Source organism: Arthrobacter sp. NPDC092385 (genome assembly GCF_044755105.1).
Lineage (GTDB): Bacteria > Actinomycetota > Actinomycetes > Actinomycetales > Micrococcaceae > Arthrobacter_D.
Window position 1 is genome coordinate 49,023 of record NZ_JBIVQL010000006.1, and the last position, 23,479, is coordinate 72,501.

Below are 23,479 nucleotides of genomic sequence, written 5' to 3' on the forward strand. Positions count from 1 at the left end.
GGCGGCCGGCACCCCCACGAACACCCCCCGGCGCACGCGATACTCGCCCGGGGCTAGAGGACGTCGAGCGCGTCGAGGCGGATGTGGACCGGTTCGCCCGTCCTCCTGGCGGACAGTGCCGCACGACGGGCCCGCAGCTGCCGCGTGATCCCGGCGGCCGCCCGGTAGGAGAAGAAGAGGAGGACCCGGTGGCTGCCCTGTCCTGCCAGGACGTCGGTGGAGGGCGCACCGGTCCGGTCGGTGCGGCGCTTCGGGTCCGCGGCCGCGCGGGCGGCGAGCATGGCGTCCCGGCGGACGTCGGGTGGAACCGGCGCAGGGCCGACGACGCGCGCAGCCCCCTCCGTGTCCAAACCTTCGAGGAAATGCGTGAGGGCCTCGCGCGTCCCGGTCAGGACCGCATACCGGACGGCGGGGGGCAGCCCGAGCTCGTGGCGTTCGGCCAGTTCACGCGACGCGGCTCCCGCCGGATCCCACCGCACGAGGTGGCCCACGGCGACGTCGTCGTCGCCCGTGATCACCACCGTCCCGCCGGCCGTCGACGGTCTCGCGAGGATCGCCGCGGAGAACCACCGGCGCAGGGCGTCCTCGCCGGCCCGCAGGGACTCCCGGCTGAGCAGGGCGTTGCCGTCGAGCAGGATCACGGCGGCGTACCCGGCGGCGGCCACGGGCTCGGCGCCCGGTGTCGCGACGACGACGGCAGGTGCGTCCCGCACGGTGTCGACGATGTGCTCGCCCGCCGAGGAGATGACGGGTACTCCCGGGAATGCCCGGCCCAGTTCCTCCGCCGTCCGGGTGGCACCCGCCACTGTCGCCCGCACCCGGGTGCCGCCGCACTCCGAACAGGACCAGGAGTTGTCCGGGCGCCCGCACCAGCGGCAGGCCGGCGGGGCATTGCGGCCCGCCTGGGCGAGCGGCCCCGCGCACACGGAACAGCGGGCCGGGTGGCGGCACCGGTCGCAGGCCAGCGCCGGCGAGAAGCCCGTGCGCGCCACCTGCAGCAGGACGGGACCGTGCTTCAGCCCTGCCTGCGCCGCCGCCCACGCGGCGTGCGGGATCCGGGCCTGCGCGGCGAGCGGGTCGCGTTCCATCTGGTAGGCGTCGGCAGCATGGACGACGCGCGGAGCGGCCCGCCGCACCTCGCTGCGATCGGCCTGGATGGCGTGGGCCCACCCTGTGTCGACGAGGCGCTGCGCCTCCGTGGTCCGCGCGAAGGAGGAGAGCAGCATCGCGGCTCCCTCGTGTTCGGCCCGCAGCAGCAGCACGTCCCGGATGTGCTGGTAGGGCGCCCGCTGCTCGATGTGCTGGTCGTCCCCGTCATCCCACAGGCAGACGAGGCCGAGGTTCCGCACGGGCGCGTAGGCGGCCGACCGCGTGCCGACCGCGACCGTCGCCGTACCGTGCACGATGCGCAGGAAGTTGCGGTACCGGGGCGTGGCTCCGTCGTCGCCCGTGAGGCGTGCCACGGAGGACGCGCCGAGGCGGGCGGCGAGAGCGGCCTCCACCCGGGCGAGGTCCCGCTGGTCGGGGACCACGACGACCGAGCCCCGCCCGGACGCGGCTGCGGCCGCCACGGCGTCGGTGATCTCCTCCGTCCAGGCCGTACTGCCGTACCCGCCGAGGCTCGTGAGCACGGCACGGGGGGACTCGCCCGCGCGGAGGTGCTGCAGGTAGGTGGACCCGTTCACGTAGCGCCGGAAGCTGCCGGATTCGGGCGGTTCCGCCGTCACCTCGGGGGTTGCGGCAGGGAGCGCGAGGGGGAACTCCGCTTCGACGCGCGCCATCCGCGGCGGCACGGCCGACCGGAGGACGTCGCTGACGGTGCCCACCGACCGCCCGGCCACCGCCGCGGCCAGGGCCAGGACCTCCGGTGTGAGGACCTGCTGGGGCGAGACGACCTTCCCCAGCGGCAGGAGGGTCGCCGTCGTGCTGGCCTCCTCGACACGCTCGGCCAGGAAACCGGAGTGCTCGCGCCCGGCGAACCGCACCCTGACCCGGACGCCCGGCAGGGCCTCGGCGTCCATCGCAGCGGGCACGGAGTAGTCGAAGAACCTGTCCAGGTGCGGCAACTGGGCGTCGAGGACCACGCGTGCGACCGGCAGCGACGACGCCCGCCCGGGATCGGCCTGGGGCAGCCTCGCCGGGCCGAAGCCGTGCAGCAGCGACAACTGGCCGTCCGTACCGGTGTCCCGCGTGGTCTCCGTCATGATGCTGCAGCGCCCGGCCTGCGCCTGCGGCTTCCCCCTCCCGTGTCAGGCGTTGAAGTAGCTCCGGAGCTTGTCCACGCGATCCGTGCGCTCCCAGGTGAAGCCGTCCTCTTCCCGGCCGAAGTGGCCGTGCGCCGCCGTGCGCTGGTAGATGGGCTTCTTGAGGTCGAGGGCGTTGATGATGCCGAGCGGGCGGAGGTCGAAGATCTCGCGGATGGCGGTACCGATGGCCCGCGGATCCACGGTCTCGGTGCCGAAGGTCTCGACGTAGATGCCCACGGGCTGCGCCATGCCGATGGCGTACGCGATCTGGATCTCGGCGCGGCGTGCGAGTCCGGCAGCGACGACGTTCTTCGCGACCCACCGCATGGCGTAGGCGGCCGAGCGGTCCACCTTCGAGGGATCCTTGCCGCTGAAGGCACCGCCACCGTGCCGGGCCATGCCGCCGTAGGTGTCCACGATGATCTTGCGGCCGGTCAGGCCGGCGTCTCCGACAGGACCGCCGATGATGAAGGCGCCGCCCGGGTTGAGGATGTGGCGGACCGACGACGCGTCGAGCTCGGAGTCGGCGAGGACCGGGGTGATGACGTGGTCCACGAGGTCGGCCCGCAGGTCCTCCAGCGGAACGTCGGCGCTGTGCTGGGAGGAGATCACGACGGAGTCGATGGAGACCGGGCGGTCGCCGTCGTACCCGATGGTGACCTGGGTCTTGCCGTCCGGGCGAAGGTACGGCAGGGTGCCGTCCTTGCGGACCGAGGTGAGGCGCTCCGACAGGCGGTGGGCGAGCCAGATGGGCGTGGGCATGAACACCGACGTCTCATCGCTCGCGTAGCCGAACATGATGCCCTGGTCGCCCGCGCCCTGCGCGTCGTACGGGTCCACGCCCGTGCCCTCGCGGGTCTCGAGCGAGGTGAAGACGCCGGAGGCGATCTCCGCGCTCTGCTGCCCGATGGAGACGGAGACGCCGCAGCGGGCGCCGTCGAAGCCGTTGGCCGAGGAGTCGTACCCGATGCCGAGGATGGTCTTCCGGACGATGTCGGGGATCTCGACGTAGGCCTCCGTGGTGACCTCGCCGGCGACGTGCACCAGGCCCGTGGTCACGAGCGTCTCGACCGCGACGCGGGAATCCGGGTCCTGCTCGAGGAGGCCGTCGAGGATGGCATCGCTGATCTGGTCGCAGATCTTGTCCGGATGGCCCTCGGTGACCGATTCCGATGTGAAGAGGCGCAGGGAGGAATCAGTACTGGGTGAATTCACGTGCCCACTCTACTTGGTTGCAGGGACAGTACGGCTCGGTGCTACGCGGCACGACCCCGTGCGTCGACGTGTTCCGACAGCGCGTCCGGGCCGGGCGGACCAGGGCTCAGCGGGACAGCAGCCGGGCTGCGTGGCCGATCACGGCGTCCGCGACCAGCCGCTTCGAGCCCCGCACCGCTGCTGATTCGCCGCCGTCCGCATCGAGGATCGTAACCTCGTTCGAGTCCTCCCCGAAGACCAGCTCCGTGCCCACGACGTTGAGCACGAGGAAATCGCAGCCCTTCCGCGCGAGCTTGGCGCGGGCGTGCGTCAGGGGGTCCGCCGTCGCGTCCCCGGTCTCGGCCGCGAATCCGGCGATGACCGGACGCGGCTCGCGGCCCTCGCGGGCCAGCACGGCCTCGCGGAGGACGTCGGGGTTCCGCACGAGGGTGAGCACGGGGTCCGTCCCGTCGTCGTTCTTCTTGATCTTGGTCGCCACGACCTCGGCGGGGCGGAAGTCCGCCACGGCCGCAGCCATGACGAGCACGTCCGTGGCGGGGAGCGCCTCGAGGACGGCGTCGCGCAGCTGGAGCGCGGACTCGACCCGCACGACGTCGCACCCGGGCGGCGGGGGCACCTCCGCGTGGGCGAGGACGAGGGTCACGTGGGCTCCCTGCGCGAGCGCCGCCTCGGCGAGGGCCATGCCCTGCTTGCCCGATGACCGGTTGCCGAGGAACCGCACGGGGTCGAGGGCCTCACGGGTGCCACCGGCCGAGATGGTGACGCGCCTGCCCTGCAGCGATCCGCCCGCGACCGGACGGGTGGCGACGGCCATGGCCGCGGCGAAGATGTCGGCAGGCTCGGGGAGCCGGCCCGGCCCGGAATCCGCACCCGTGAGCCGCCCCGATGCCGGCTCGATGATCGTGACGCCACGGGCGCGGAGGGTCTCGACGTTCGCCCGGGTCGCGGCGTGCTGCCACATCTCCGTGTGCATCGCCGGTGCCATGACGACCGGCCCGTGGGCCATGAGGAGCGTGCCGGTGAGGAGGTCGTTGGCGAGGCCGGCGGCGGCACGGGCCAGGACGTCGGCGGTGGCGGGGGCGACGACGATCAGGTCGGCCTCGTGGCCCAGGCGCACGTGGTTCACCTTGTCGACGTCGTCCCAGACGCTGTTGCTCACCGGGTTGCCCGAGAGCGCCTCCCAGGTGGCGGTGCCCACGAAGCGGGTCGCCGCGTCCGTCGGGATGACCGTGACGTCATGCCCCGACTCCGTGAAAAGACGGAGGAGGGATGCGGCCTTGTAGGCCGCGATCCCTCCTCCGACTCCGAGTACTATGCGCACCGGTTGTCCGTTGCCTCCTGGACCGCGGGGACTATTCGGACTGCTCCATGGGCGAGGACACGAGCATGCCCTCGTTGATCTCGCGCAGGGCGATGGAGAGCGGCTTCTCGTTCAGCTTGGTGTCGACGAGCGGGCCGACGTACTCGAACAGGCCTTCGTGGAGCTGGGAGTAGTACGCGTTGATCTGGCGGGCGCGCTTGGCACCGTAGATCACCAGGGCGTACTTCGAGTCCGAGGCCTCCAGCAGAGAGTCGATCGGCGGGTTGATGATGCCTTCGGGCTGAGTTGACACAAATTCTCCAAATATTAGGCGGAACGGCTGATGCGGGGCTTCTCAGCGCTGCAGCGGACGCAGTCCCATCAGTGATACGAGCTCGTCTGCCGCATGCTCCACGGAGTCGTTGACGACGGTGTGGTTGAATTCCGGCTCGGCGGCAAGTTCCAGTTTAGCGGTTTCCAGCCGTTGCTGCTGTTCCTCCGGTGTTTCGGTGCCGCGCCCGACGAGGCGGCGCACCATCTCCTCCCAGCTGGGAGGAGCGAGGAAGACGAAATTGGCCTCCGGCATGGACTCCTTGACCTGCCGCGCGCCCTGCAGGTCGATCTCGAGGAGTACCGTGCGGCCCTCGTCCATCGCGGCCTGGACGGTGCGCCGGAGGGTCCCGTACCTGTTGCGCCCATGGACCACGGCCCACTCCAGCAACTGCCCGTCCGCGATGAGCTGGTCGAACTCGTCCGCGGAGACGAAGAAGTAGTGCACTCCGTCCACCTCGCCGGGCCGCGGCGGGCGCGTGGTCGCCGAGACGGAGAGCCACACCTCGGGGTAGTTGTCCCGGATGTAGGTCGAGACGGTTCCCTTGCCGACGGCCGTCGGGCCGGCGAGGACTGTCAGCCGGGGCTGTGACACGAAGGATTCCTTACTTACTGGCCGGGCCAGAGTGGTGTTGTTCGAGGTACTGCACGAGGGCCTTGCGCTGGTGGATCCCGAGGCCCCGCACGCGACGCGTCGCGGCGATGCGGACCTCCGCCATGATGGCGGCCGCCCTGACGTCTCCGACGCCGGGCAGTGCCTTGAGGAGGTCCAGGACCTTGAGGCGGCCCACGGCGTCGTCACCGTCCGGGTTCTCGATCACGTCCGCCACCGAAAGCCTACCGGTCTTGAGCCGCGACTTGATGTCCGCCCGGACCACCCGGGCCGCCGTCGCCTTCTCGCGCGCCTGCGTTCGTTCGACGTCCGTCAATGGCTTCAGGCTCACGGGTGCTCCCTGCGCTGGACGGCACCACGGATGGCGGCGACCACTCGTCGTATGGATGGGTCGGGTCGTTGGTCAAGGGTCGGGCTTGAACCGAACCTACCGGCACCGCGCCCCTGAAATCAATGCGCGCCCGGCGTCAGGCGAGCTCGTCACGCGTGCGCTCCGCCGCCGCCCGGAGCCCGGCGGCACCGGGTCCGGCGGCCAGGATGGCGCGGCTCGACGTCGGGAGCACGAACGGCATCGCCGCGCCGAAAGCGGCACGCAGCTCAGCGGTCCCGGCGCCCTGGGCGCCCACCCCCGGGGCGAGGATGGGACCGTTGAGGGAGGGCAGGTCGAGGCCCAGCCGCTGCGGGGCGTCGCCGACGGTCGCACCGACCACGAGGCCTACGTGACCGGGCCCAGGGCCGGCATTCTCGGCAGCGGCAGCGTGCGCGATCGATCGCGCCACCGATTCGTGCCCCCCGACATGCTGGACCGAGCGGCCCTCCGGATTCGACGTCAGCGCGAGGACGAAGACGCCCCGCCCCGTCGCCGCAGCGAGGTCCAGGGCGGGCCGGAGGGACTCGAACCCGAGGTAGGGGTTGAGCGTGACGGCGTCCGCGGCGAGCGGCCGTCCCTCCCCCAGCCAGGCATCGGCGTACGCCTGCATCGTCGACCCGATGTCACCGCGCTTGGCATCCGCGATCGTCAGGACGCCGGCGTCGGCCGCCCGGGCGAGGAGGGCCTCGAGGGCCAGCAGGCCCCGTGCGCCGTGGCGCTCGTAGAGCGCGACCTGCGGCTTGAGTGCAGCGGCAACCGGCCCGACGGCGTCGAGCACCGCGAGCGAGAACCGCTCGACGCCCGCGGGAGAGTCCTCCAGCCCCCAGGCGGCCAGCAGCGCCGGATGCGGATCGATGCCCACGCACAGGCTGCCCTTCTCCGCGCGGGCCGCCGCGAGCCGTTCCCCGAAGGGGACGCGGGGCGCGGCGGCGCCTGCCTCAGGAGGCATCGCGGGCTGCGGTCGAGGCGCGCAGGTTGGCTGCGTGCTCCTGGAGGCTCGTCACCGACCACTCGTAGGAGCGCATGGCCTCGATGGCCTGCACGGCCGCCCCCACCTCGGGGATGGTGGTGATGACCGGCAGTCCGTAGGACGTGGCGGCGGCGCGGATCTCGTAGCCGTCGCCGCGTGCCTGCCCGCCGGACGGCGTGTTGATGATCATGTCGATCCCGCCCTCGGTGATGAGGTCGACGACGGTTCCCTCACCGTGGGCGCCGGTACCCTCGGCGACCTTGCGGACCGTCGTCGCCTGGATGCCGTTGCGCCGCAGCACGTCCGCCGTGCCCCCGGTGGAGACGATCTCGAAGCCGAGGTCCACCAGCCGTTTGACCGGCATGATGATGGCGCGCTTGTCCCGGTTCGCGACGGACACGAAGACCTTGCCCTCGATCGGCAGGGCAGCGTTCGCTGCTGCCTGGCTCTTGGCGAAGGCGGTGTCGAAGTACTTGTCGATGCCCATGACCTCGCCTGTGGACCGCATCTCGGGGCCCAGCAGCGAGTCGACGACCGTCCCCTCCGGGGTCCGGAAGCGGCTGAACGGCAGGACGGCCTCCTTCACGGAGACAGGCGCGTCCAGCGGCAGCGACCCGCCGTCGCCCCGGGCGGGGAGGAGTCCCCGTGTGCGCAGTTCCGCGACCGTGACGCCGGTGCCGATGAGCGCCGCACCCTTCGCGAGCTGCACGCCCGTGGCCTTCGAGACGAAGGGCACGGTGCGGGAGGCCCGCGGGTTGGCTTCGAGGACGTAGAGCACGTCCGAGGCGAGGGCGAACTGGATGTTGATCAGCCCGCGGACGCCCACGCCCTCCGCGATGGCGAGGGTCGCCTCGCGGACGCGCTGCAGGACGTCGGCGCCCAGCGTGATGGGCGGCAGGACGCACGCGGAGTCTCCCGAGTGGATGCCGGCCTCCTCGATGTGCTCCATGATGCCGCCGAGGTACATCTCCGTGCCGTCGTACAGGGCGTCGACGTCGATCTCGATGGCGTCTTCGAGGAAGCGGTCGATCAGCACGGGGTGGGCCTCGGTGATCTCCGTGGCGTTCGTGATGTAGCGCGAGAGGTTGGCCTCGTCGTAGACGATCTCCATGCCACGGCCGCCGAGAACGTAGGACGGCCGGACGAGGACGGGGTACCCGATCTCGTCGGCGATCTTCTTGGCGTCCTCGAAGGACACCGCGGTGCCGTTCTTGGGGGCGATGAGTCCGCCGGCGTCGAGCACGCGGCTGAAGGCACCGCGGTGCTCGGCGAGGTCGATCGCCTCGGGTGAGGTGCCGAGGATGGGGATGCCGGCGTCGGCCAGTTCCTGCGCGAGCTTCAGCGGCGTCTGGCCGCCGAGCTGCACGAACACCCCGAGCACGCCGCCGGTGCGCTCCTCGGCCGCGATGACCTCCAGGACGTCCTCGAGGGTCAGCGGCTCAAAGTAGAGGCGCGTCGAGATGTCGTAGTCGGTGGACACTGTCTCGGGGTTGCAATTGACCATGACGGTCTCGTAGCCCGCCTCGCGCAGCGCCATCGTGGCGTGGACGCACGAGTAGTCGAACTCGATGCCCTGCCCGATCCTGTTGGGACCGGACCCGAGGATGATGACCGACGGCTTCTCGTGCTGCGCCACCTCGTCCTCCTCGTCGTAGGACGAGTAGTGGTAGGGCGTGTAGGCCTCGAACTCCGCGGCACACGTGTCCACGGTCTTGAAGACCGGGCGGATGCCGAGGGCGTGCCGGACACCGCGCACGACGGCCTCGGGGGTGGAGGTCAGCAACCCGATCTGCTCGTCGGAGAAGCCGTGGCGCTTGGCGTGCCGCAGCACCTCCTCCGTCAGGTTCGGCGCCGAGCGCACCTCCTCGGCCACCTCGTTGAGCAGCACGAGCTGGTCGAGGAACCAGGGGTCGATGCCCGTGGCCTCGTAGAGCCGCTCGACGCTCGCGCCGCCGAGCAGGGCACGCTGCACCTGCGAGAGTCGTTCGGTGGTGGGGCGCCTGGCCGCCTCCACGAGGGCGTCGACCTCCTCTGCGGGGACCGGCGCGTAGGAGAGCTGGGAGCCCTTCTGCTCGAGCGAGCGGAGCGCCTTCTGCAGTGCCTCGCTGAAGTTGCGGCCCATCGCCATGGCCTCGCCGACCGACTTCATGGTGGTGGTGAGCGTGGGGTCCGCGGCGGGGAACTTCTCGAACGCGAACCGCGGGACCTTGACCACCACGTAGTCCAGCGTGGGCTCGAAGGACGCCGGGGTCTTCAGCGTGATGTCGTTCGGGATCTCGTCGAGCGTGTACCCGAGGGAGAGCTTCGTCGCGATCTTCGCGATGGCGAAGCCGGTGGCCTTCGAGGCGAGGGCCGAGGACCGCGAGACGCGCGGGTTCATCTCGATGACCACCACGCGGCCAGTGTCGGGCTCGACGGCGAACTGGATGTTGCAGCCGCCGGTATCGACGCCGACCTCGCGGATGACGGCGATGGAGATGTCGCGCAGTCGCTGGTACTCGCGGTCGGTGAGCGTCAGGGCCGGCGCCACCGTGATGGAGTCGCCCGTGTGCACGCCCACGGGGTCGAAGTTCTCGATCGAGCAGACGACCACGACGTTGTCGTTCTTGTCGCGCATCATCTCGAGCTCGTACTCCTTCCACCCGAGGATGCTCTCCTCGAGGAGGACCTCGCTCGTGGGGCTGTACTGCAGGCCCTGGCCGACGATCCGGCGCAGGTCCTGCTCGGTGTAGGCGAGGCCGGAGCCGAGGCCGCCCATCGTGAAGGACGGCCGCACCACCATGGGGTACCCGAGATCGTCCGCGGCCACGAGGGCCTCGTCGATGGAGTGGATGATCGCGGACCGCGCGGATTCGGCACCGCAGCGCTCGACGACGCCCTTGAACTTCTCGCGATCCTCGCCGAGTTCGATCGCGGCGATGTTCGCGCCGATGAGTTCGACGCCGAACTTCTCCAGCACGCCGTTCTTGTCCAGGGCGATCGCCGTGTTCAGCGCCGTCTGGCCGCCGAGGGTCGGCAACAGCGCGTCCGGGCGCTCCTTCTCGATGATCTTCGCGACGACCTCGGGAGTGATCGGCTCCACGTAGGTCGCGTCGGCGAACTCGGGGTCGGTCATGATCGTGGCGGGGTTCGAGTTCACGAGGATGACCCGCAGGCCCTCCTCGCGCAGGACGCGCAGCGCCTGCGTGCCCGAGTAGTCGAATTCGGCGGCCTGCCCGATGACGATCGGCCCGGAGCCGATGACCAGGACGCTCTTGAGGTCGGTTCTGCGGGGCATCAGTTCTCTTCCTGCGTTGTGCTGTTCGGGTCAGTGGGGCTGTGCCGGGGCTGCGTGCCCGTCACCTTGGATCCGTGCGTCCCCAGTTCGGCCGCGGCCGCACTGGCGAGCGCTTCCGACTCGGAGGGGGCATCGAGCGCCGAGGCCCGTACCGCGTTCCCGGAACCCGGGCTCGCCTTCTCCGCCTGCATGAGGTCGATGAACCGATCGAAGAGGTACGCGGAATCGTGCGGACCGGCGGCGGCCTCGGGGTGGTACTGGACCGAGAACGCCGGCAGGTCGAGGCACGCGAGGCCCTCGACGACGTCGTCGTTCAGGCTGACGTGGCTCACCTCGACGCGGCCGTAGGTTCCCGCGGGCGCCTCGACCGGGCCGTCGAGCGGGGCATCGACGGCGAACCCGTGGTTCTGCGAGGTGATCTCGACCTTGCCGGTGCGGCGGTCGAGGACCGGCTGGTTGATGCCGCGGTGGCCGTAGCGGAGCTTGTACGTGCCGAAGCCGAGCGCGCGCCCGAGGATCTGGTTGCCGAAGCAGATGCCGAAGAACGGCATGCGGGCGTCGAGCACGCGGCGGAGGAGCTCAACCTGGGCGTCGGCGGTGGCGGGGTCGCCGGGTCCGTTCGACATGAAGACGCCGTCCGGGCGCGCCGCGACGACGTCCTCGAACGTGGCGGCGGCCGGCAGGACGACGGTGCGCACGCCGCGCTGTGCGAAGTGCTTGGGCGTCATGGCCTTGATGCCGAGATCGAGGGCCGCGATGGTGGCGACGGTCTCCCCGGTCCAGCCGTGGTCGGCAGGCTCGACGACGTACGCCTCGTCGATGCTGACCTCCTCCGCGAGGCGCGCGCCCGCCATGGACGGCTGGGCGGTCACCTTCGCGACGAGGCGGTCCTCGGGCAGCGAGGCGTCCGCGCCGGAGAAGATCCCCGCGCGCATGGCGCCGCGTTCACGGAGGTGCCGGGTGATGGCGCGCGTGTCGACGCCCTCGATCCCGACGACGCCCTGCTCGCGGAGCTGGTCGTCCAGGCTCTGCTCGGACCGCCAGTTCGACGGCCGGCGGGCGGCGTCGCGGATGATGTAGCCCGCCACCCAGATCCGCCGGGACTCGGCGTCGTCCGCGTTGACCCCGGTGTTGCCGATGTGGGGCGCCGTCTGGACGACGAGCTGGCGCGCGTAGGACGGATCGGTGATGGTCTCCTGGTAGCCGGTCATGCCGGTGGCGAAGACCGCTTCGCCGAGCGCGGTGCCCTCGGCACCGTAGGCGCGGCCGCGGAAGGTGCGTCCGTCCTCGAGGACGAGCACCGCGGGTGCCTGTCGATGGACCGGTGCGTGTGTCTGGACGTGGCTCACGGCTGTTCCCTGCCTTCGGGGGTCGGTGGAGTTCGGTGGTGTGTCGTAGCTGGGGGGTCGGCCGGCACGAGCGCCGCGACGGCGGCAACGAGCTGGGCCTTGTGTGCGGCATGGCGTGTCCGGAAGCCGGTGTCGACACGCTCGGAGCCGAGGAGCCACGTGATCACCACGAGGCCCTCCTTCTCGACGAACTTGCCCGCCATGCCACCGGCGAGCTGGACCGAGGTGAGGTCCGCGCGCGGGATGAACACGGTGCGCGCGCCGGTGCGCGTGATCAGGACGCCGGAAGCGTGGACGGAAACGACGGCGTTGCCGCGCAGGCCGAGGCCGTGCACGGCGATGCGATCGAGCCAGTCGCCCGCCGTCGTCGTCGCCACGTACTGGCCCTCGGCCTCGTAGAGGACCGGTCCGAGCCCGGCCGGCTCGTCCGGCGGTGCGGGGACGTCGGCCTGGCGTCGCAGGCGGTTGCGCCAGCCGAGCGCCATCAGCGCGACGATGACGACGATGATGGCGAGCGTCACGGCCACGGCACCTAGATACTCCATGCCGGTGCCTCCTCCGGGGCCGCCACTCCTGCGGACGGGCGGGGCGTGGCCAGGCGCCCGTCGAGCACCGTGGGGTGGCCCGCGTAGAAGGTCGCGCGCACGCTGCCGGGAAGCTCGAGCCCGCGGAAGGGGCTGTTGCGGCCCTTCGTCGCCATCCTCGAGGGATCGACCGTCCAGCGCGCGGCCGGATCGACGAGGATCAGGTTCGCCGGTTCGCCGACGGCCAGGGGACGGCCCTGGTGCCCGAGCCGGCCGATGCGCGCGGGCGTCACGGAGGTGACGCGGGCGAAGCCCTCCCAGTCGAGCAGGCCCGTCTCCACCATGGTGTGCTGCACCACGGACAGGGCGGTCTCGAGACCGGTCATGCCCATCGCCGCCTGCGCCCACTCGCACTCCTTGTGCTCGCTCGGGTGCGGGGCGTGGTCCGTCCCGACGACGTCGATCGTGCCGTCGGCGAGGGCCGCGCGGAGGGCGTGGACGTCCTCGGACGTGCGCAGCGGCGGGTTGACCTTGTACACGGGGTCGTAGCTGCGGACCAGCTCGTCGGTCAGGAGGAGGTGGTGCGGCGTGACCTCGGCCGTGACGTCGATGCCGCGGGCCTTGGCCCAGCGGATGATCTCGACCGACCCGGCGGTGGAGACGTGGCAGACGTGCAGCCGCGACCCGACGTGCTGGGCCAGGAGGACGTCGCGGGCGATGATGCTCTCCTCGGCGACGGCCGGCCAGCCGGTGAGCCCGAGCACGGCCGACACCGCGCCCTCGTTCATCTGGGCGCCCTCCGTGAGGCGGGGTTCCTGGGCGTGCTGGGCGATGACGCCGTCGAACGCCTTCACGTACTCCAGGGCGCGGCGCATCAGGACGGGGTCGGAGACGCAGATGCCGTCGTCCGAGAAGACCCGGACGGACGCGCGGGACTCCGCCATCGCACCGAGTTCGGCGAGGCGTTCGCCGCCCAGGCCCACGGTGACGGCGCCGACCGGCCGGACCTCGACCCAGCCGGAGGCGAGGCCGAGGCGGTACACCTGCTCGACGACGCCCGCGGTGTCGGCCACGGGCGAACTGTTCGCCATGGCGTGCACGGCGGTGAAGCCGCCCAGCGCCGCGGCGCGCGAGCCGGTCTCGACCGTCTCGGCGTCCTCGCGGCCCGGTTCGCGGAGGTGCGTGTGGAGGTCGACCATGCCGGGCAGCGCGAGGAGGCCTTCGGCGTCGATCGGAACGGCGCCCGCCGAGGCGTCGCCCGCCGCGGTCCCGCCCACGGCGGTGATCACGCCTCCGCGGACGAGGAGGTCCTGGGCGGCGCCCCCCAGGAGGGAAGCACCCCGGATGAGGTACTCGGGGGTGGTGCTGGTGTTCTCGGTCACTGGATGCGGCCTTCCGGCGTCGTGGCTGGCAGTTCGTCGTCCTGGTCGCCGTCGTGCTCGTCGTGGTGGTCCCCCGAGAGCAGCAGGTAGAGCGCGGCCATGCGCACCGAGACCCCGTTGCGTACCTGGGCGAGGACCGTGGAGCGGGGCGAGTCCGCCGCGGCGGAGGAGATCTCGAGCCCGCGGTTCATGGGTCCGGGGTGCATGATCACCGTGTCGTCGAGGCCCATCGTGTCGAGCAGCGCCAGGCGTCCGTCGTCGAAACCCCAGCGCCGCGAGTACTCCCGCGTCGAGGGGAAGAACGCCGCATTCATGCGTTCGGCCTGCAGGCGGAGCATCATCACGGCGTCCGGCCGCTGGGCCAGGGCGTCATCGAGGTTGTAGTACACCGTGCAGGGCCAGGACGCGATGCCGACCGGCAGCAGCGTGGGCGGGCCCGCGAGCAGGACCTCCGCGCCGAGCGTCGTCAGGAGCCAGACGTTGGAGCGGGCCACCCTCGAGTGGAGGACGTCGCCGACGATCAGGACCTTCATGCCGGCGAGCGTGGTGCCCGCCGAGGCGTTGCCGCCGAGCCGCGCCCAGTGCCGGCGGAGCGTGAAGGCGTCGAGCAGCGCCTGAGTGGGGTGTTCGTGCGTGCCGTCACCGGCGTTGACCACGGCGGCATCGATCCAGCCGGACGCCGCGAGCCGCGCCGGTGCGCCGGAGGCGGGGTGGCGGATCACGACGGCGTCCGCGCTCATGGCCTCAAGGGTCTGCGCGGTGTCCTTCAGCGACTCCCCCTTGGACACGGAGGATCCCTTGGCCGCGAAGTTGATGACATCGGCCGAGAGGCGCTTCGCCGCTGCCTCGAAGGAGATGCGCGTGCGCGTGGAGTCCTCGAAGAAGAGGTTGACAACGGTGCGTCCGCGCAGGGCGGGCAGCTTCTTGATCTCCCGCTCCCCCACGGCCGCCATCTCCTCGGCGACATCCAGCAGGCGAAGGGCGTTCCTCGCGGAGAGGTCCTGGGTGCTGAGCAGGTGCTTCACGGGCGGTCCTCGATGACGACCTCGTTCACCGCAGAACCGCCGATCAGGTCGATCTCCGCGAGGTGGACCCGGACGCGTTCGCGGGACGACGTCGGCAGGTTCTTGCCGACGTGGTCGGCGCGGATGGGCAGCTCACGGTGCCCGCGGTCCACGAGGACCGCAAGGCGCACGGTGCGCGGACGTCCGAGGTCCGCGAGGGCGTCGAGGGCCGCACGGATGGTACGTCCCGAGTACAGGACGTCGTCGACGAGCACCACGATCTTGTCGTCGATGCCGGACGGCGGCAGCTGCGTGGCGAGCGGCGAGCGGGTGGGATTGCGCTGGAGGTCGTCACGGTACATCGTGACGTCGAGCTGTCCGGTGATGAGGTCCGCGTCGACGGACGGGTCCACGGCCGCGATCTTCTGGGCGAGCCGCTGCGCCAGGGGAAAGCCCCTGCGCGGGATGCCGAGGAGCACGAGATCGCGGGAGCCCTTGTTCGCCTCGAGGATCTCATGGGCGATGCGCGTGAGGGCGCGGTCTATGTCTGCTTCTGCGAGAACGACGCGCTTGTGGATGCCGGATTTCGGGGCAGGCACGGTCATAACACGCTTCCTCCTTCCCCGCCTCACTGGACGGAATTTAAAGGCTGGTTGCTCGGTCAAAACTATCACAGCGCCGCTTGCCCCTAGGGTTGCAGCATGGCGATCAACAACCAGGGTTCAGGCGCGGGCGGCCCGCAGCGGCACGACACCGGGGGTACCGGCCGCCACCCCGACGGCCACCACCAGCCGCAGCAGCACCAGGGCTGGTGGGGCGAGACCACGGTGCGGCAGCACCGTCCGGCGCCCGCCCGCACCGCCGGACACCCCTTCCAGCCGGTCTGGAACCAGCCTCCCCCGCGACGTCACGGCGTGCTCAACGTCCTCCTCGTGATCGTCGCGGCCCTCGTCGTCGCCGGTGTCCTGCTCCTGCTCTCGCTGTCCCTGGGGCCGTCCGCCTTCCTCCTCTGCGGGGTCCTCGCCCTCGTGCCGCTGGGCATCTGCCTGCTCGGGCTGCGCTGGATCGACCGGTGGGACCCCGAGCCCCGGGGTGCCCTCCTCTTCGCGTTCCTCTGGGGTGCGGGCGCGTCCGTCGCCGTGACCCTGCTGCTCGGGACCTACGTGGTGGAACTGCTGGGCAGCGCGTTCAGCACCACCTCACCCGAGGTGATCGGGCCGGTGCTGCAGGCACCGCTCGTCGAGGAGTTCGCCAAGGGCCTCGGCGTGCTGATCCTCGTCTACACGCGCCGGAGCCATTTCGACGGCCCCGTGGACGGCATCGTGTATGCCGGAACGGTCGCGGCAGGCTTCGCCTTCACCGAGAACATCCTGTACTTCGGTTCGGCCGTCGCGGAGTCGGGCAGCGCGGGCTCGCTGGTCAGCGTCTTCATCCTGCGAGGACTGTTCTCCCCCTTCGCGCACGTCATGTTCACGTCGATGCTCGGCTTCGTCCTCGGCCTCGCACTGAGCCGCGGCGGCGGCAACGGGCGCATCCTCGGTGCCTTCGTGCTCGGCCTCGTCCCGGCCATGGCGGGCCACATGCTGTGGAACGGCGGCACCCTCGTGCTGTTCCACGACTTCGTCCTCTTCTACCTCGTGGTCCAGGTCCCCCTGTTCATCGCAGCGGTGATCGCCGTCGTCCTGCTCCGCCGCTCCGAGCGGCGCCTGACCGAGGCGCGGCTCGGCGACTACGCCCGGGCGGGATGGTTCACCCAGGAGGAGGTGCGGATGCTCGCCACGCGGCCGGGCCGGTCCCAGGCGCTGGCGTGGGCGCAGTCCGTCGGCGCGCAGCAGGACATGCGGGAGTTCATCCGTACCGGGTCCCGCATCGCCTACACTCGCCAGCGCATGCTGGGCGGACGGCGCGACGCCGATTACGCCACCCAGGAGCGCGCACTCCTGGCGGAAGCGACGCAGCGCCGTGCACGGATCTTCCAGGTGGCATCGGCCACGCGCTGAGCAGCGCGCGGGACCGCCTCCGGTCCACGACTGCGCCGCGCCCCGGCCGGCCGACGCAGAAGCTCCCGAGGACCGCCTGTGGCGGCCTACGGGAGCTTCCGGGGTGTGCTTCTACGCGAGCAGCGTGGGCTTGAGCTGCTGCAGCCTGCCGAGGAGTCCGTTGACGAACTTCGGCGACTCGTCGGTGGAGAGGATCTTGGCGAGCTCGACGGCTTCGCTGACCGCGACCCCGTCAGGGACGTCGTCGTTGTACAGCAGCTCCCAGCTGCCGATCCGCAGGATCATCAAATCCACGACGGGCATGCGGTCGAGCGTCCACCCCTGCGAGTAGGTGCTCAGGAACTCGTCGATCTGCTCCTGCCGTTCCAGCACGCCCTCCACGATGTCCACCGTGTAGTCGGCGATGACCATGTCCGTCTTCTCACGGCGGGCACGGATGACCTCGAGCGCCGGCATCTCGCGCTGGGTCGACTCGAACAGGATGTCCAGGGCCCGGCGGCGGGCCTTACTGCGTGCGCTCACTCGTTGACGCGTCCCAGGTACTCGCCCGTCCGGGTGTCGACCTTGACCTTGGTGCCGGTGCCCAGGAACAGCGGGACCTGGATCTCGTGGCCGGTCTCGACCGTCGCGGGCTTCGTGCCACCCGTGGAGCGGTCGCCCTGCAGGCCCGGCTCGGTGTAGGTGATCTCGAGCGTCACGGATGCGGGGAGTTCCACGTAGAGCGGGGAGCCCTCGTGCAGGGCGATCGTCGCCATCTGGCTCTCGAGCATGAAGTTCGCGGCGTTGCCGACCGTCTTGCCCGGCACCGTGATCTGGTCGTAGTCCGAGGTGTCCATGAAGACGAAGTCCTCGCCGTCCTTGTACAGGTACTGGTAGTCGCGACGGTCCACGGTGGCCGTCTCGATCTTCAGTCCCGCGTTGAAGGTCTTGTCGACCACCTTGCCGGAGAGGATGTTGCGAAGCTTGGTGCGGACGAAGGCTCCACCCTTGCCAGGCTTGACGTGCTGGAATTCGAGGACGTTCCAGAGGTTGCCTTCGAGCTTCAGCACAGTGCCGTTCTTGATGTCGTTCGTGGTCGCCACAGATTCACTTTCGTCGGTTTCGCGGATGGATGGGCCGGCCGAGGCACAGCGGGCGCGCCGCAGCACGCCAAAAGTCCAGAGACCAGTCTACCCTGCGCGGCGCGGAGGCCGATCTGCCGGACCGCGCCCCGACCCGTCCGGCCCGGACGTCGGTCCGAGGCGCACAGCTGCGAAGGACCGGTCAGGAGGCGATCTCCTGGTAGGCGGCGAACAGGAGGGAGGTGTCCGGGACCTCGAGCATGCCGGGGCGCCCGACGCCGTCGAGCACGACGAACCGGAGCAGGTCCCCCCTCGACTTCTTGTCGCGGCGCATCCCGTCGAGGAGCGAGGCCCACCGGTCGCGCCGGTAGGTGACGGGCAGCCCGAGCGATTCGAGGATGCCCTTGTGGCGGTCGGCATCCGCGTCGCTGAGGCGCCCCACCATGCGGGAGAGCTCCGCGGCGAACACCAGGCCCACCGAGACGGCCGCTCCGTGCCGCCACGAGTACCGTTCGGCGAGCTCGATGGCGTGCGCCAGCGTGTGGCCGTAGTTGAGGTATTCGCGGCGGCCGGATTCACGCAGGTCCTCGGACACGATGTCCGCCTTCACGCGGATCGCGCGCTCCACCAGGTCCCGCAGGACGGGCGAGGTCGCATCCGACGCGGCCGCCGTGTCCTGCTCGATCAGGTCCAGGATGGCCGGGTCGGCGATGAAACCGCACTTGACCACTTCCGCCAGCCCCGTCACGAGCTCGTTCCTGGGGAGCGTTGCCAGCGCGTCGAGGTCGGCCAGCACGGCGGCAGGCGGATGGAAGGCCCCGACGAGGTTCTTGCCCTCCGCCGTGTTGATGCCCGTCTTGCCGCCCACGGCCGCGTCCACCATGCCGAGCAGGCTCGTGGGGAGATGCACCACGCGCACGCCCCGCAGCCAGGTCGCGGCGACGAAACCGCCGAGGTCGGTCACGGCCCCTCCGCCCACGGTGACGACCGCGTCGGAGCGCGTGAAGTCGTTCTGGCCGAGCACCTGCCAGCAGAAGGCTGCGACCTGGATGTGCTTGCCCTCCTCGGCGTCGGGGATCTCCGCCGTGACGGCGGTGAAACCGGCGTCGGCCAGCTCGTCGCGCACGGTGTCCCCGGTGGCCCGGAGCGCGCGCGGGTGGATCACCAGGACGCGGCGTACCCGCTCGCCGAGGATCTCCGGGAGCCTGCCGAGCAGACCCCGCCCCACGACGACATCGTAGCTGTTCTCGGAGGCGCTCCCGGTCACCGGGATGATCGTCGCTTCGTCAGTCGCCATGGGATTCGTACCGCTTTCGTCGTGGAGGTTCTTGATCAGGTACCGGTCCGGAAGCCGTACCGGGGGCGTGGTCCCGTTCCGGCAGGGCACGCAGCACGGCATCGGTGGCTTCGCGAACGGTCAGCCCGCGCGTGTCCACGATGACCGAGGCGAGCCGGGCATAGAGCGGGCGCCGTTCGTCGTACAGCTCCTGCCACCGCTCGGCAGGGCGTTCGGCCAGCAGCGGTCGCCCGGAATCCCCCCTGATGCGCGGAAGGATGGTCTCGACGTCGGTGTCGAGGAAGATGACGGTGGCGCCGCCCAGCAGGCCCTGTGTGCCGGGGTGCAGCACGGCTCCCCCGCCGAGCGAGACGACGACGTCGTCCAGGGCAAGGGCCTCGCGCACGACCTCCGCCTCGAGGATACGGAAGGCCGGCTCGCCCTGCTGCGCGAAGATGGCCGGGATGCTGCCGTGGCGCTCGGCGACCACGCGGTCGGAGTCCACGAAGCGCGCGCCCGTCCGCTGGGCGAGCGACCGCCCCACGGCCGACTTCCCGACGGCCATGGGGCCGACGAGCACCACGGGGCGGTTCCGTCCCATCAGGCTCCGGCGGAGTCCAGGAACTCCGGGATGCTCTCGAGGTAGGTGCGCAGGTTGCGCGCGGTCTCCGCGAGGGAGTCGCCGCCGAACTTCTCGGTGACCGCCTCGGCGAGTACCAGGGCGGTCATCGCCTCGGCCACCACTCCGGCCGCCGGGACGGCGCAGACGTCCGACCGCTGGTGGTGGGCCCGGGCCGCGGCCCCCGTGCTGACGTCCACGGTGCGCAGCGCGCGCGGCACCGTGGCGATGGGCTTCATCGCCGCCCGGACGCGGAGGGTGTCACCGATGCTCATGCCGCCCTCGATGCCGCCGGCACGGTTGCTGGCGCGGACGATCTTGCCGTCGTCGTTGCGGATGATCTCGTCATGGGCTGCGGTGCCGCGGCGGGCCGCCGTCTCGAAGCCGTCGCCCACCTCGACGCCCTTGATGGCCTGGATGCCCATGAGGGCCGCCGCGAGGCGGGAATCGAGGCGCCGGTCCCAGTGGACGTAGCTGCCCAGTCCGGGCGGGAGCCCGTAGGCGACCACCTCGACGACGCCGCCGAGCGTCTCGCCCTCCTTGTGGGCGGCGTCGACCTCGGCGACCATGGCGTCGGACGTGTCCCGGTGGAAGCAGCGCAGCGGGTCGGTGTCGAGGGCGATGACGTCGCTCGGGGTCGGCAGGGGCGCGTCCTCCGGGACGGAGACGGAGGCGATGGACACCGTGTGGCTGACGAGCCGGATGCCGAGGCCTTCGAGGAACCGGGCGGCGACGGTGCCGAGGGCCACGCGGGTGGCGGTCTCGCGGGCGCTCGCCCGTTCCAGGACGGGGCGCGCCTCGCCGAAGCCGTACTTCTGCATGCCGGTGAAGTCCGCATGGCCGGGACGCGGCCGGGTCAGCGGGGCGTTGCGCGCCGATGCCGCGAGTTCCGCGGCGTCGTCCGCGCCCAGCGGATCGGCGGACATGATCTTCTCCCACTTCGGCCACTCGGTGTTCGCCACCTCGATGGCCACGGGCCCGCCCTGCGTCAGGCCGTGGCGGACGCCGCCGATGATGCGGACCTGGTCCTGTTCGAACTTCATGCGGGCACCGCGTCCGTAGCCGAGCCGACGGCGGGCCAGCGCTTCCTGGATATCGGTACTGGTGATGCCGACTCCCGCAGGCATCCCCTCGATGATCCCGACCACGGCGGGGCCGTGCGATTCTCCTGCCGTCAACCAACGCAACATGGTTTCCATACTGCCATGCAGCACCGCAGGCTTCAGCGCCGGGGGGCGCCCACTGCGTCACACATCACGTTTAAGACGGCGGCCGGATCCTGGCCGGCGTCCGGGAAGAACAGGCGCACCTGCTCCACGGCCTGGTGCAGCAGCATGTCGAGTCCGGGCACGATCGTCCCGCCGCCCCGGTGCCAGGCCGCGGCGAGGGCGCTGGGCCATGGGTCGTACGCCACATCGAGCAGTGTTCCGTCCGTGCGGAAGCCGGCGCGCGAGGAGAGCTCCGCCGCCAGCGGATCCGCCGCGCGGGGAGGGAGGGTGGAGAGGACGACGTCGGCCGCCTGGACCGCTGCGGCGGCGTCCGCCCAGGGCGTGAGCGCGACGTCGACCCCGACGGCGGCCCCGATCCTCTGCAGGTCGGCGGCGGCTTCGGGCCGTCGGACGGCCACCTGCACCGCCTGCGCTCCGAGGAGGGCGAGCCCGGCCACGGCGGCGGCGGCCGTGCCGCCGCCGCCGAGGATGACCGCGCGTTCGGGATGGCCGACCCCTGCGGAGGCGAGTGCCCGGGCTACCCCGACGACGTCCGTGTTGTGTCCCGTGAGCACCCGGCCCGCTCCCTCACCGCCGACGACGACGGTGTTCACGACCCCGAGGACCGAGGCAGGCTCCGTGATGCGGTCCACGAGGAGGGCCATGGCGGCCTTCAGGGGCATGGTCACGGACAGTCCGCGCCATCCCGGGGCGGTACGCACCTCCTGGACGAAGGCGCCCAGCGACTCCTCGTCCACGTCGATCGCCGTGTAGGCGCAGTGGACGCCGAGCAGTCGGTAGGCGGCGGCGTGCAGCAGCGGCGACTTCGAGTGTCCGATCGGCGAACCGACCACGGCGGCACGCAGTGGCGGTGCCGCCGTGGGTCCGGCAGGGACCACCTACTCGCACCGTCCGGGGTTGCCCGCGCACCAGGCGTCGTACTCGGCGACGTAGCGCAGGTGCTCCGCGTAGGTCTCGGAGAACTTGGTCTCGCCGGTGTCGAGATCCACCGTCACCCAGAAGTAGAAGGGCACGTCCGCCGCGTTGACCGTCGCGTCGATCGCATCGTCGCCGGGAGAACCGATGGGGCCCTTCGGCAGTCCGGGGTTCGCGTAGGTGTTGTACGGGTTGGAGGTGTCCTGCTTCTCCTCGTCGGTGAGCTGGTAGCTGCGCTTGCCCAGCCCGTAGGTGACGGAGGCATCGGACTGGATGAACCCGCCGGTCTCGGTGTTGCCGGGTGCGAGCCTGTTGTTGATGGCGCCGGCCACGGTCGCGTAGTCCCCCTGCTGGGCCTCGGCCTGCACGATGCTCGCGATCGTCAGGATCCTGTACTGCTCGGCGGGGTCGGTCACGCCGTCCTCCGCGAGGCGGTCCGTGGTGGCCTTGACCATCTCCGTGATGATGTCCGTGGCGGTGGCCTCGACGTCGAAGCGGTACTCCCCGGGGTGCAGGTAGCCTTCGAGCGACAGCGCCTGCGGCGGGAGGCCGAACTGCGTGGGTGCGGCGGCCAGGGCGTCGAATTCGGCGCGCGGGATGCCGGTGGAGGTGCTGAGGATGTCGAAGACCTCGCCCTGGCGGAGGTCGCGGGCCACGGCTGCGTAGGAGACGATCGAGGGGTCCTCGCCGAGGAGGGCCTCCGCGGCGTCCGCGGAGGGCATCTGGAGGCGCATCTCGTACTCTCCGGGCTGGACCTCGCGTCCTTCGGAGATGGCGGCGAGGGCCGAGACGAAGGTTGCAGAGTCCGCCACGATGTCGGCGGCCTCGAGGCCGTTGCCGATGGCCAGGGCACCGGCCCCCTCGGGCACGGTGAAAATGGTCTCGTCCCCGCCCGGGCCCGCGTAGTCGGTGACGTCGTTCAGTCCCAGCAGGTCGCGCAGCATGAGCGCGACGCCGTAGACGGTCCCGGCGAACAGCATGAGGACGACGAGCATGACGACGGTGCGCCGCAGGCGCCTGCGCTGCCTGGCCTTCGACGGGCGGCGGGACTGCTTGCGGCGCGGGGCCCGCTCCTGAGCCGCGAAGAACTCCTCGACCGGCTCGGGGTGCGCGTAGCCGTCGTCCTCGACGTGCGCGCCGTCGGACTCGTGGGAGGCGGGGAAAGGGCGGGTGCGATTGTTCACGACTCCGAATTCCTCCTGCTGGGCGAACTGTCCTTGATAACTGGCTCCTCTGTAGGGGTGAGCAGCGGGCCCTAAGCGCCCTCTGCCTCACGCACAGGAACCGGATCCCCCACGTCCCGTCCACGTGAACGTTGCATATCGATGGCATGCTGGAGTATTTCGACGGCAGCCACCTGATCCACTACCTTACGATGCTCACGGCTGCTGAGACCAGCCGCATGCAGCGAACGGTGCGCCGAGACGGTGCTCAGGCGTTCATCGACCAGGCGTACCGGCACCTGCTGCGACTGGCGCAGGAGCTCCTCGACGATCAGCGCCGCGTAGTCCCGTGCCATCTCCGCGGACGCCCCCTCCCGCCCGCTGAGGTTTCGGGGCAGCCCGACCACGATCTGCACCGCGCCGCGCTCCATCGCCTCCCGGACGAGGATCCGCACGTCGCTGTTCCTGCGGGGATCCCGCTTGAGCGTCCGGATCGGTGTGGCGAGCAGGCCGTCGCGGTCGCACCCGGCCAGGCCCACCCGGACCTGCCCGACGTCGACGCCGAGCTTCGGTCCGTGGGGGTAGGCGCCGGCACTCCCGCCGGCGGTTCCCAGACCCTCCCCAGCCATCCCGGGC

Annotated in this window: 22 protein-coding genes; 1 reads left to right on the forward strand and 21 read right to left on the reverse strand. The window is 71.1% G+C overall.

The annotated features are described in order from the left end of the window. Nucleotides 1-53 precede the first annotated feature (53 nt). The 13 genes from ACIQCY_RS09275 to pyrR form a co-directional block, all read right to left on the reverse strand. The gene (locus ACIQCY_RS09275; RefSeq protein WP_400483614.1) at nucleotides 54-2,204 is read right to left on the reverse strand and encodes a primosomal protein N'; all 2,151 of its coding nucleotides are present in this window, start codon (nucleotides 2,202-2,204) and stop codon (nucleotides 54-56) included. 45 nt (nucleotides 2,205-2,249) lie between these two features. Continuing rightward, on the reverse strand, nucleotides 2,250-3,461 hold the full coding sequence (gene metK, locus ACIQCY_RS09280) for a methionine adenosyltransferase (protein ID WP_400483615.1): 1,212 nt from the start codon (nucleotides 3,459-3,461) through the stop codon (nucleotides 2,250-2,252). 106 nt (nucleotides 3,462-3,567) lie between these two features. Continuing rightward, nucleotides 3,568-4,782 (reverse strand): bifunctional phosphopantothenoylcysteine decarboxylase/phosphopantothenate--cysteine ligase CoaBC, encoded by a 1,215-nt coding sequence (coaBC, locus tag ACIQCY_RS09285; RefSeq protein ID WP_400483616.1) that lies wholly within the window; start codon nucleotides 4,780-4,782, stop codon nucleotides 3,568-3,570. A 31-nt stretch (nucleotides 4,783-4,813) separates the two neighbouring features. Continuing rightward, nucleotides 4,814-5,074: a DNA-directed RNA polymerase subunit omega gene (rpoZ, locus tag ACIQCY_RS09290; protein WP_055771293.1), complete on the reverse strand. Its 261-nt coding sequence runs from the start codon at nucleotides 5,072-5,074 to the stop codon at nucleotides 4,814-4,816. A gap of 42 nt (nucleotides 5,075-5,116) precedes the next feature. Then, nucleotides 5,117-5,686 carry a guanylate kinase gene (gene gmk / locus ACIQCY_RS09295; RefSeq protein WP_400483617.1) on the reverse strand — a complete coding sequence of 190 codons (570 nt, stop codon included), beginning with the start codon at nucleotides 5,684-5,686 and terminating at the stop codon, nucleotides 5,117-5,119. Between the two features lie 10 nt (nucleotides 5,687-5,696). Further along, a complete protein-coding gene (mihF, locus tag ACIQCY_RS09300) occupies nucleotides 5,697-6,035 on the reverse strand; it encodes an integration host factor, actinobacterial type (RefSeq protein WP_400483618.1) in 339 nt (112 codons plus the stop codon). A gap of 136 nt (nucleotides 6,036-6,171) precedes the next feature. Next, nucleotides 6,172-7,023, reverse strand: a complete 852-nt coding sequence (pyrF, locus tag ACIQCY_RS09305) for an orotidine-5'-phosphate decarboxylase (protein WP_400483619.1) — start codon at nucleotides 7,021-7,023, stop codon at nucleotides 6,172-6,174. After that, nucleotides 7,013-10,321 (reverse strand): carbamoyl-phosphate synthase large subunit, encoded by a 3,309-nt coding sequence (gene carB / locus ACIQCY_RS09310; RefSeq protein WP_400483620.1) that lies wholly within the window; start codon nucleotides 10,319-10,321, stop codon nucleotides 7,013-7,015. Before carB ends, pyrF begins: the two co-directional genes overlap by 11 nt. Further along, on the reverse strand, nucleotides 10,321-11,670 hold the full coding sequence (gene carA / locus ACIQCY_RS09315; RefSeq protein WP_400483621.1) for a glutamine-hydrolyzing carbamoyl-phosphate synthase small subunit: 1,350 nt from the start codon (nucleotides 11,668-11,670) through the stop codon (nucleotides 10,321-10,323). The genes carB and carA overlap by 1 nt, the downstream gene beginning before the upstream one ends. Beyond that, on the reverse strand, nucleotides 11,667-12,215 hold the full coding sequence (locus ACIQCY_RS09320; protein ID WP_400483622.1) for a hypothetical protein: 549 nt from the start codon (nucleotides 12,213-12,215) through the stop codon (nucleotides 11,667-11,669). The genes carA and ACIQCY_RS09320 overlap by 4 nt, the downstream gene beginning before the upstream one ends. After that, entirely contained in the window at nucleotides 12,203-13,576 is a 1,374-nt protein-coding gene (locus tag ACIQCY_RS09325; RefSeq protein WP_400483623.1) for a dihydroorotase, read from the reverse strand. The genes ACIQCY_RS09320 and ACIQCY_RS09325 overlap by 13 nt, the downstream gene beginning before the upstream one ends. Next, a complete protein-coding gene (locus ACIQCY_RS09330; protein WP_400483624.1) occupies nucleotides 13,573-14,601 on the reverse strand; it encodes an aspartate carbamoyltransferase catalytic subunit in 1,029 nt (342 codons plus the stop codon). Before ACIQCY_RS09330 ends, ACIQCY_RS09325 begins: the two co-directional genes overlap by 4 nt. After that, nucleotides 14,598-15,185 (reverse strand): bifunctional pyr operon transcriptional regulator/uracil phosphoribosyltransferase PyrR, encoded by a 588-nt coding sequence (gene pyrR / locus ACIQCY_RS09335; protein WP_400483625.1) that lies wholly within the window; start codon nucleotides 15,183-15,185, stop codon nucleotides 14,598-14,600. Before pyrR ends, ACIQCY_RS09330 begins: the two co-directional genes overlap by 4 nt. 96 nt (nucleotides 15,186-15,281) lie before the next feature. Between pyrR and ACIQCY_RS09340 the strand changes: the two genes are divergently transcribed. Further along, on the forward strand, nucleotides 15,282-16,580 hold the full coding sequence (locus tag ACIQCY_RS09340) for a PrsW family intramembrane metalloprotease (RefSeq protein WP_400483626.1): 1,299 nt from the start codon (nucleotides 15,282-15,284) through the stop codon (nucleotides 16,578-16,580). 111 nt (nucleotides 16,581-16,691) lie between these two features. On the opposite strand, the gene nusB is transcribed toward ACIQCY_RS09340, so the two are convergent. The 8 genes from nusB to ruvX form a co-directional block, all read right to left on the reverse strand. Beyond that, the gene (nusB, locus tag ACIQCY_RS09345) at nucleotides 16,692-17,102 is read right to left on the reverse strand and encodes a transcription antitermination factor NusB (protein WP_400483627.1); all 411 of its coding nucleotides are present in this window, start codon (nucleotides 17,100-17,102) and stop codon (nucleotides 16,692-16,694) included. Next, nucleotides 17,099-17,662 carry an elongation factor P gene (efp, locus tag ACIQCY_RS09350; protein WP_087075808.1) on the reverse strand — a complete coding sequence of 188 codons (564 nt, stop codon included), beginning with the start codon at nucleotides 17,660-17,662 and terminating at the stop codon, nucleotides 17,099-17,101. The genes nusB and efp overlap by 4 nt, the downstream gene beginning before the upstream one ends. 181 nt (nucleotides 17,663-17,843) lie before the next feature. Then, a complete protein-coding gene (aroB, locus tag ACIQCY_RS09355; RefSeq protein WP_400483628.1) occupies nucleotides 17,844-18,938 on the reverse strand; it encodes a 3-dehydroquinate synthase in 1,095 nt (364 codons plus the stop codon). Then, nucleotides 18,928-19,518, reverse strand: a complete 591-nt coding sequence (locus ACIQCY_RS09360; protein ID WP_400483629.1) for a shikimate kinase — start codon at nucleotides 19,516-19,518, stop codon at nucleotides 18,928-18,930. The genes aroB and ACIQCY_RS09360 overlap by 11 nt, the downstream gene beginning before the upstream one ends. Beyond that, nucleotides 19,518-20,726 (reverse strand): chorismate synthase, encoded by a 1,209-nt coding sequence (aroC, locus tag ACIQCY_RS09365; RefSeq protein WP_400483630.1) that lies wholly within the window; start codon nucleotides 20,724-20,726, stop codon nucleotides 19,518-19,520. The genes ACIQCY_RS09360 and aroC overlap by 1 nt, the downstream gene beginning before the upstream one ends. Nucleotides 20,727-20,758: 32 nt before the next feature. After that, nucleotides 20,759-21,643 carry a shikimate dehydrogenase gene (locus ACIQCY_RS09370; protein ID WP_400483631.1) on the reverse strand — a complete coding sequence of 295 codons (885 nt, stop codon included), beginning with the start codon at nucleotides 21,641-21,643 and terminating at the stop codon, nucleotides 20,759-20,761. After that, entirely contained in the window at nucleotides 21,644-22,864 is a 1,221-nt protein-coding gene (gene mltG / locus ACIQCY_RS09375; protein ID WP_400483632.1) for an endolytic transglycosylase MltG, read from the reverse strand. A 71-nt stretch (nucleotides 22,865-22,935) separates the two neighbouring features. Beyond that, nucleotides 22,936-23,472, reverse strand: a complete 537-nt coding sequence (gene ruvX / locus ACIQCY_RS09380) for a Holliday junction resolvase RuvX (protein ID WP_400483633.1) — start codon at nucleotides 23,470-23,472, stop codon at nucleotides 22,936-22,938. Between the last annotated feature and the right edge of the window lie 7 nt (nucleotides 23,473-23,479).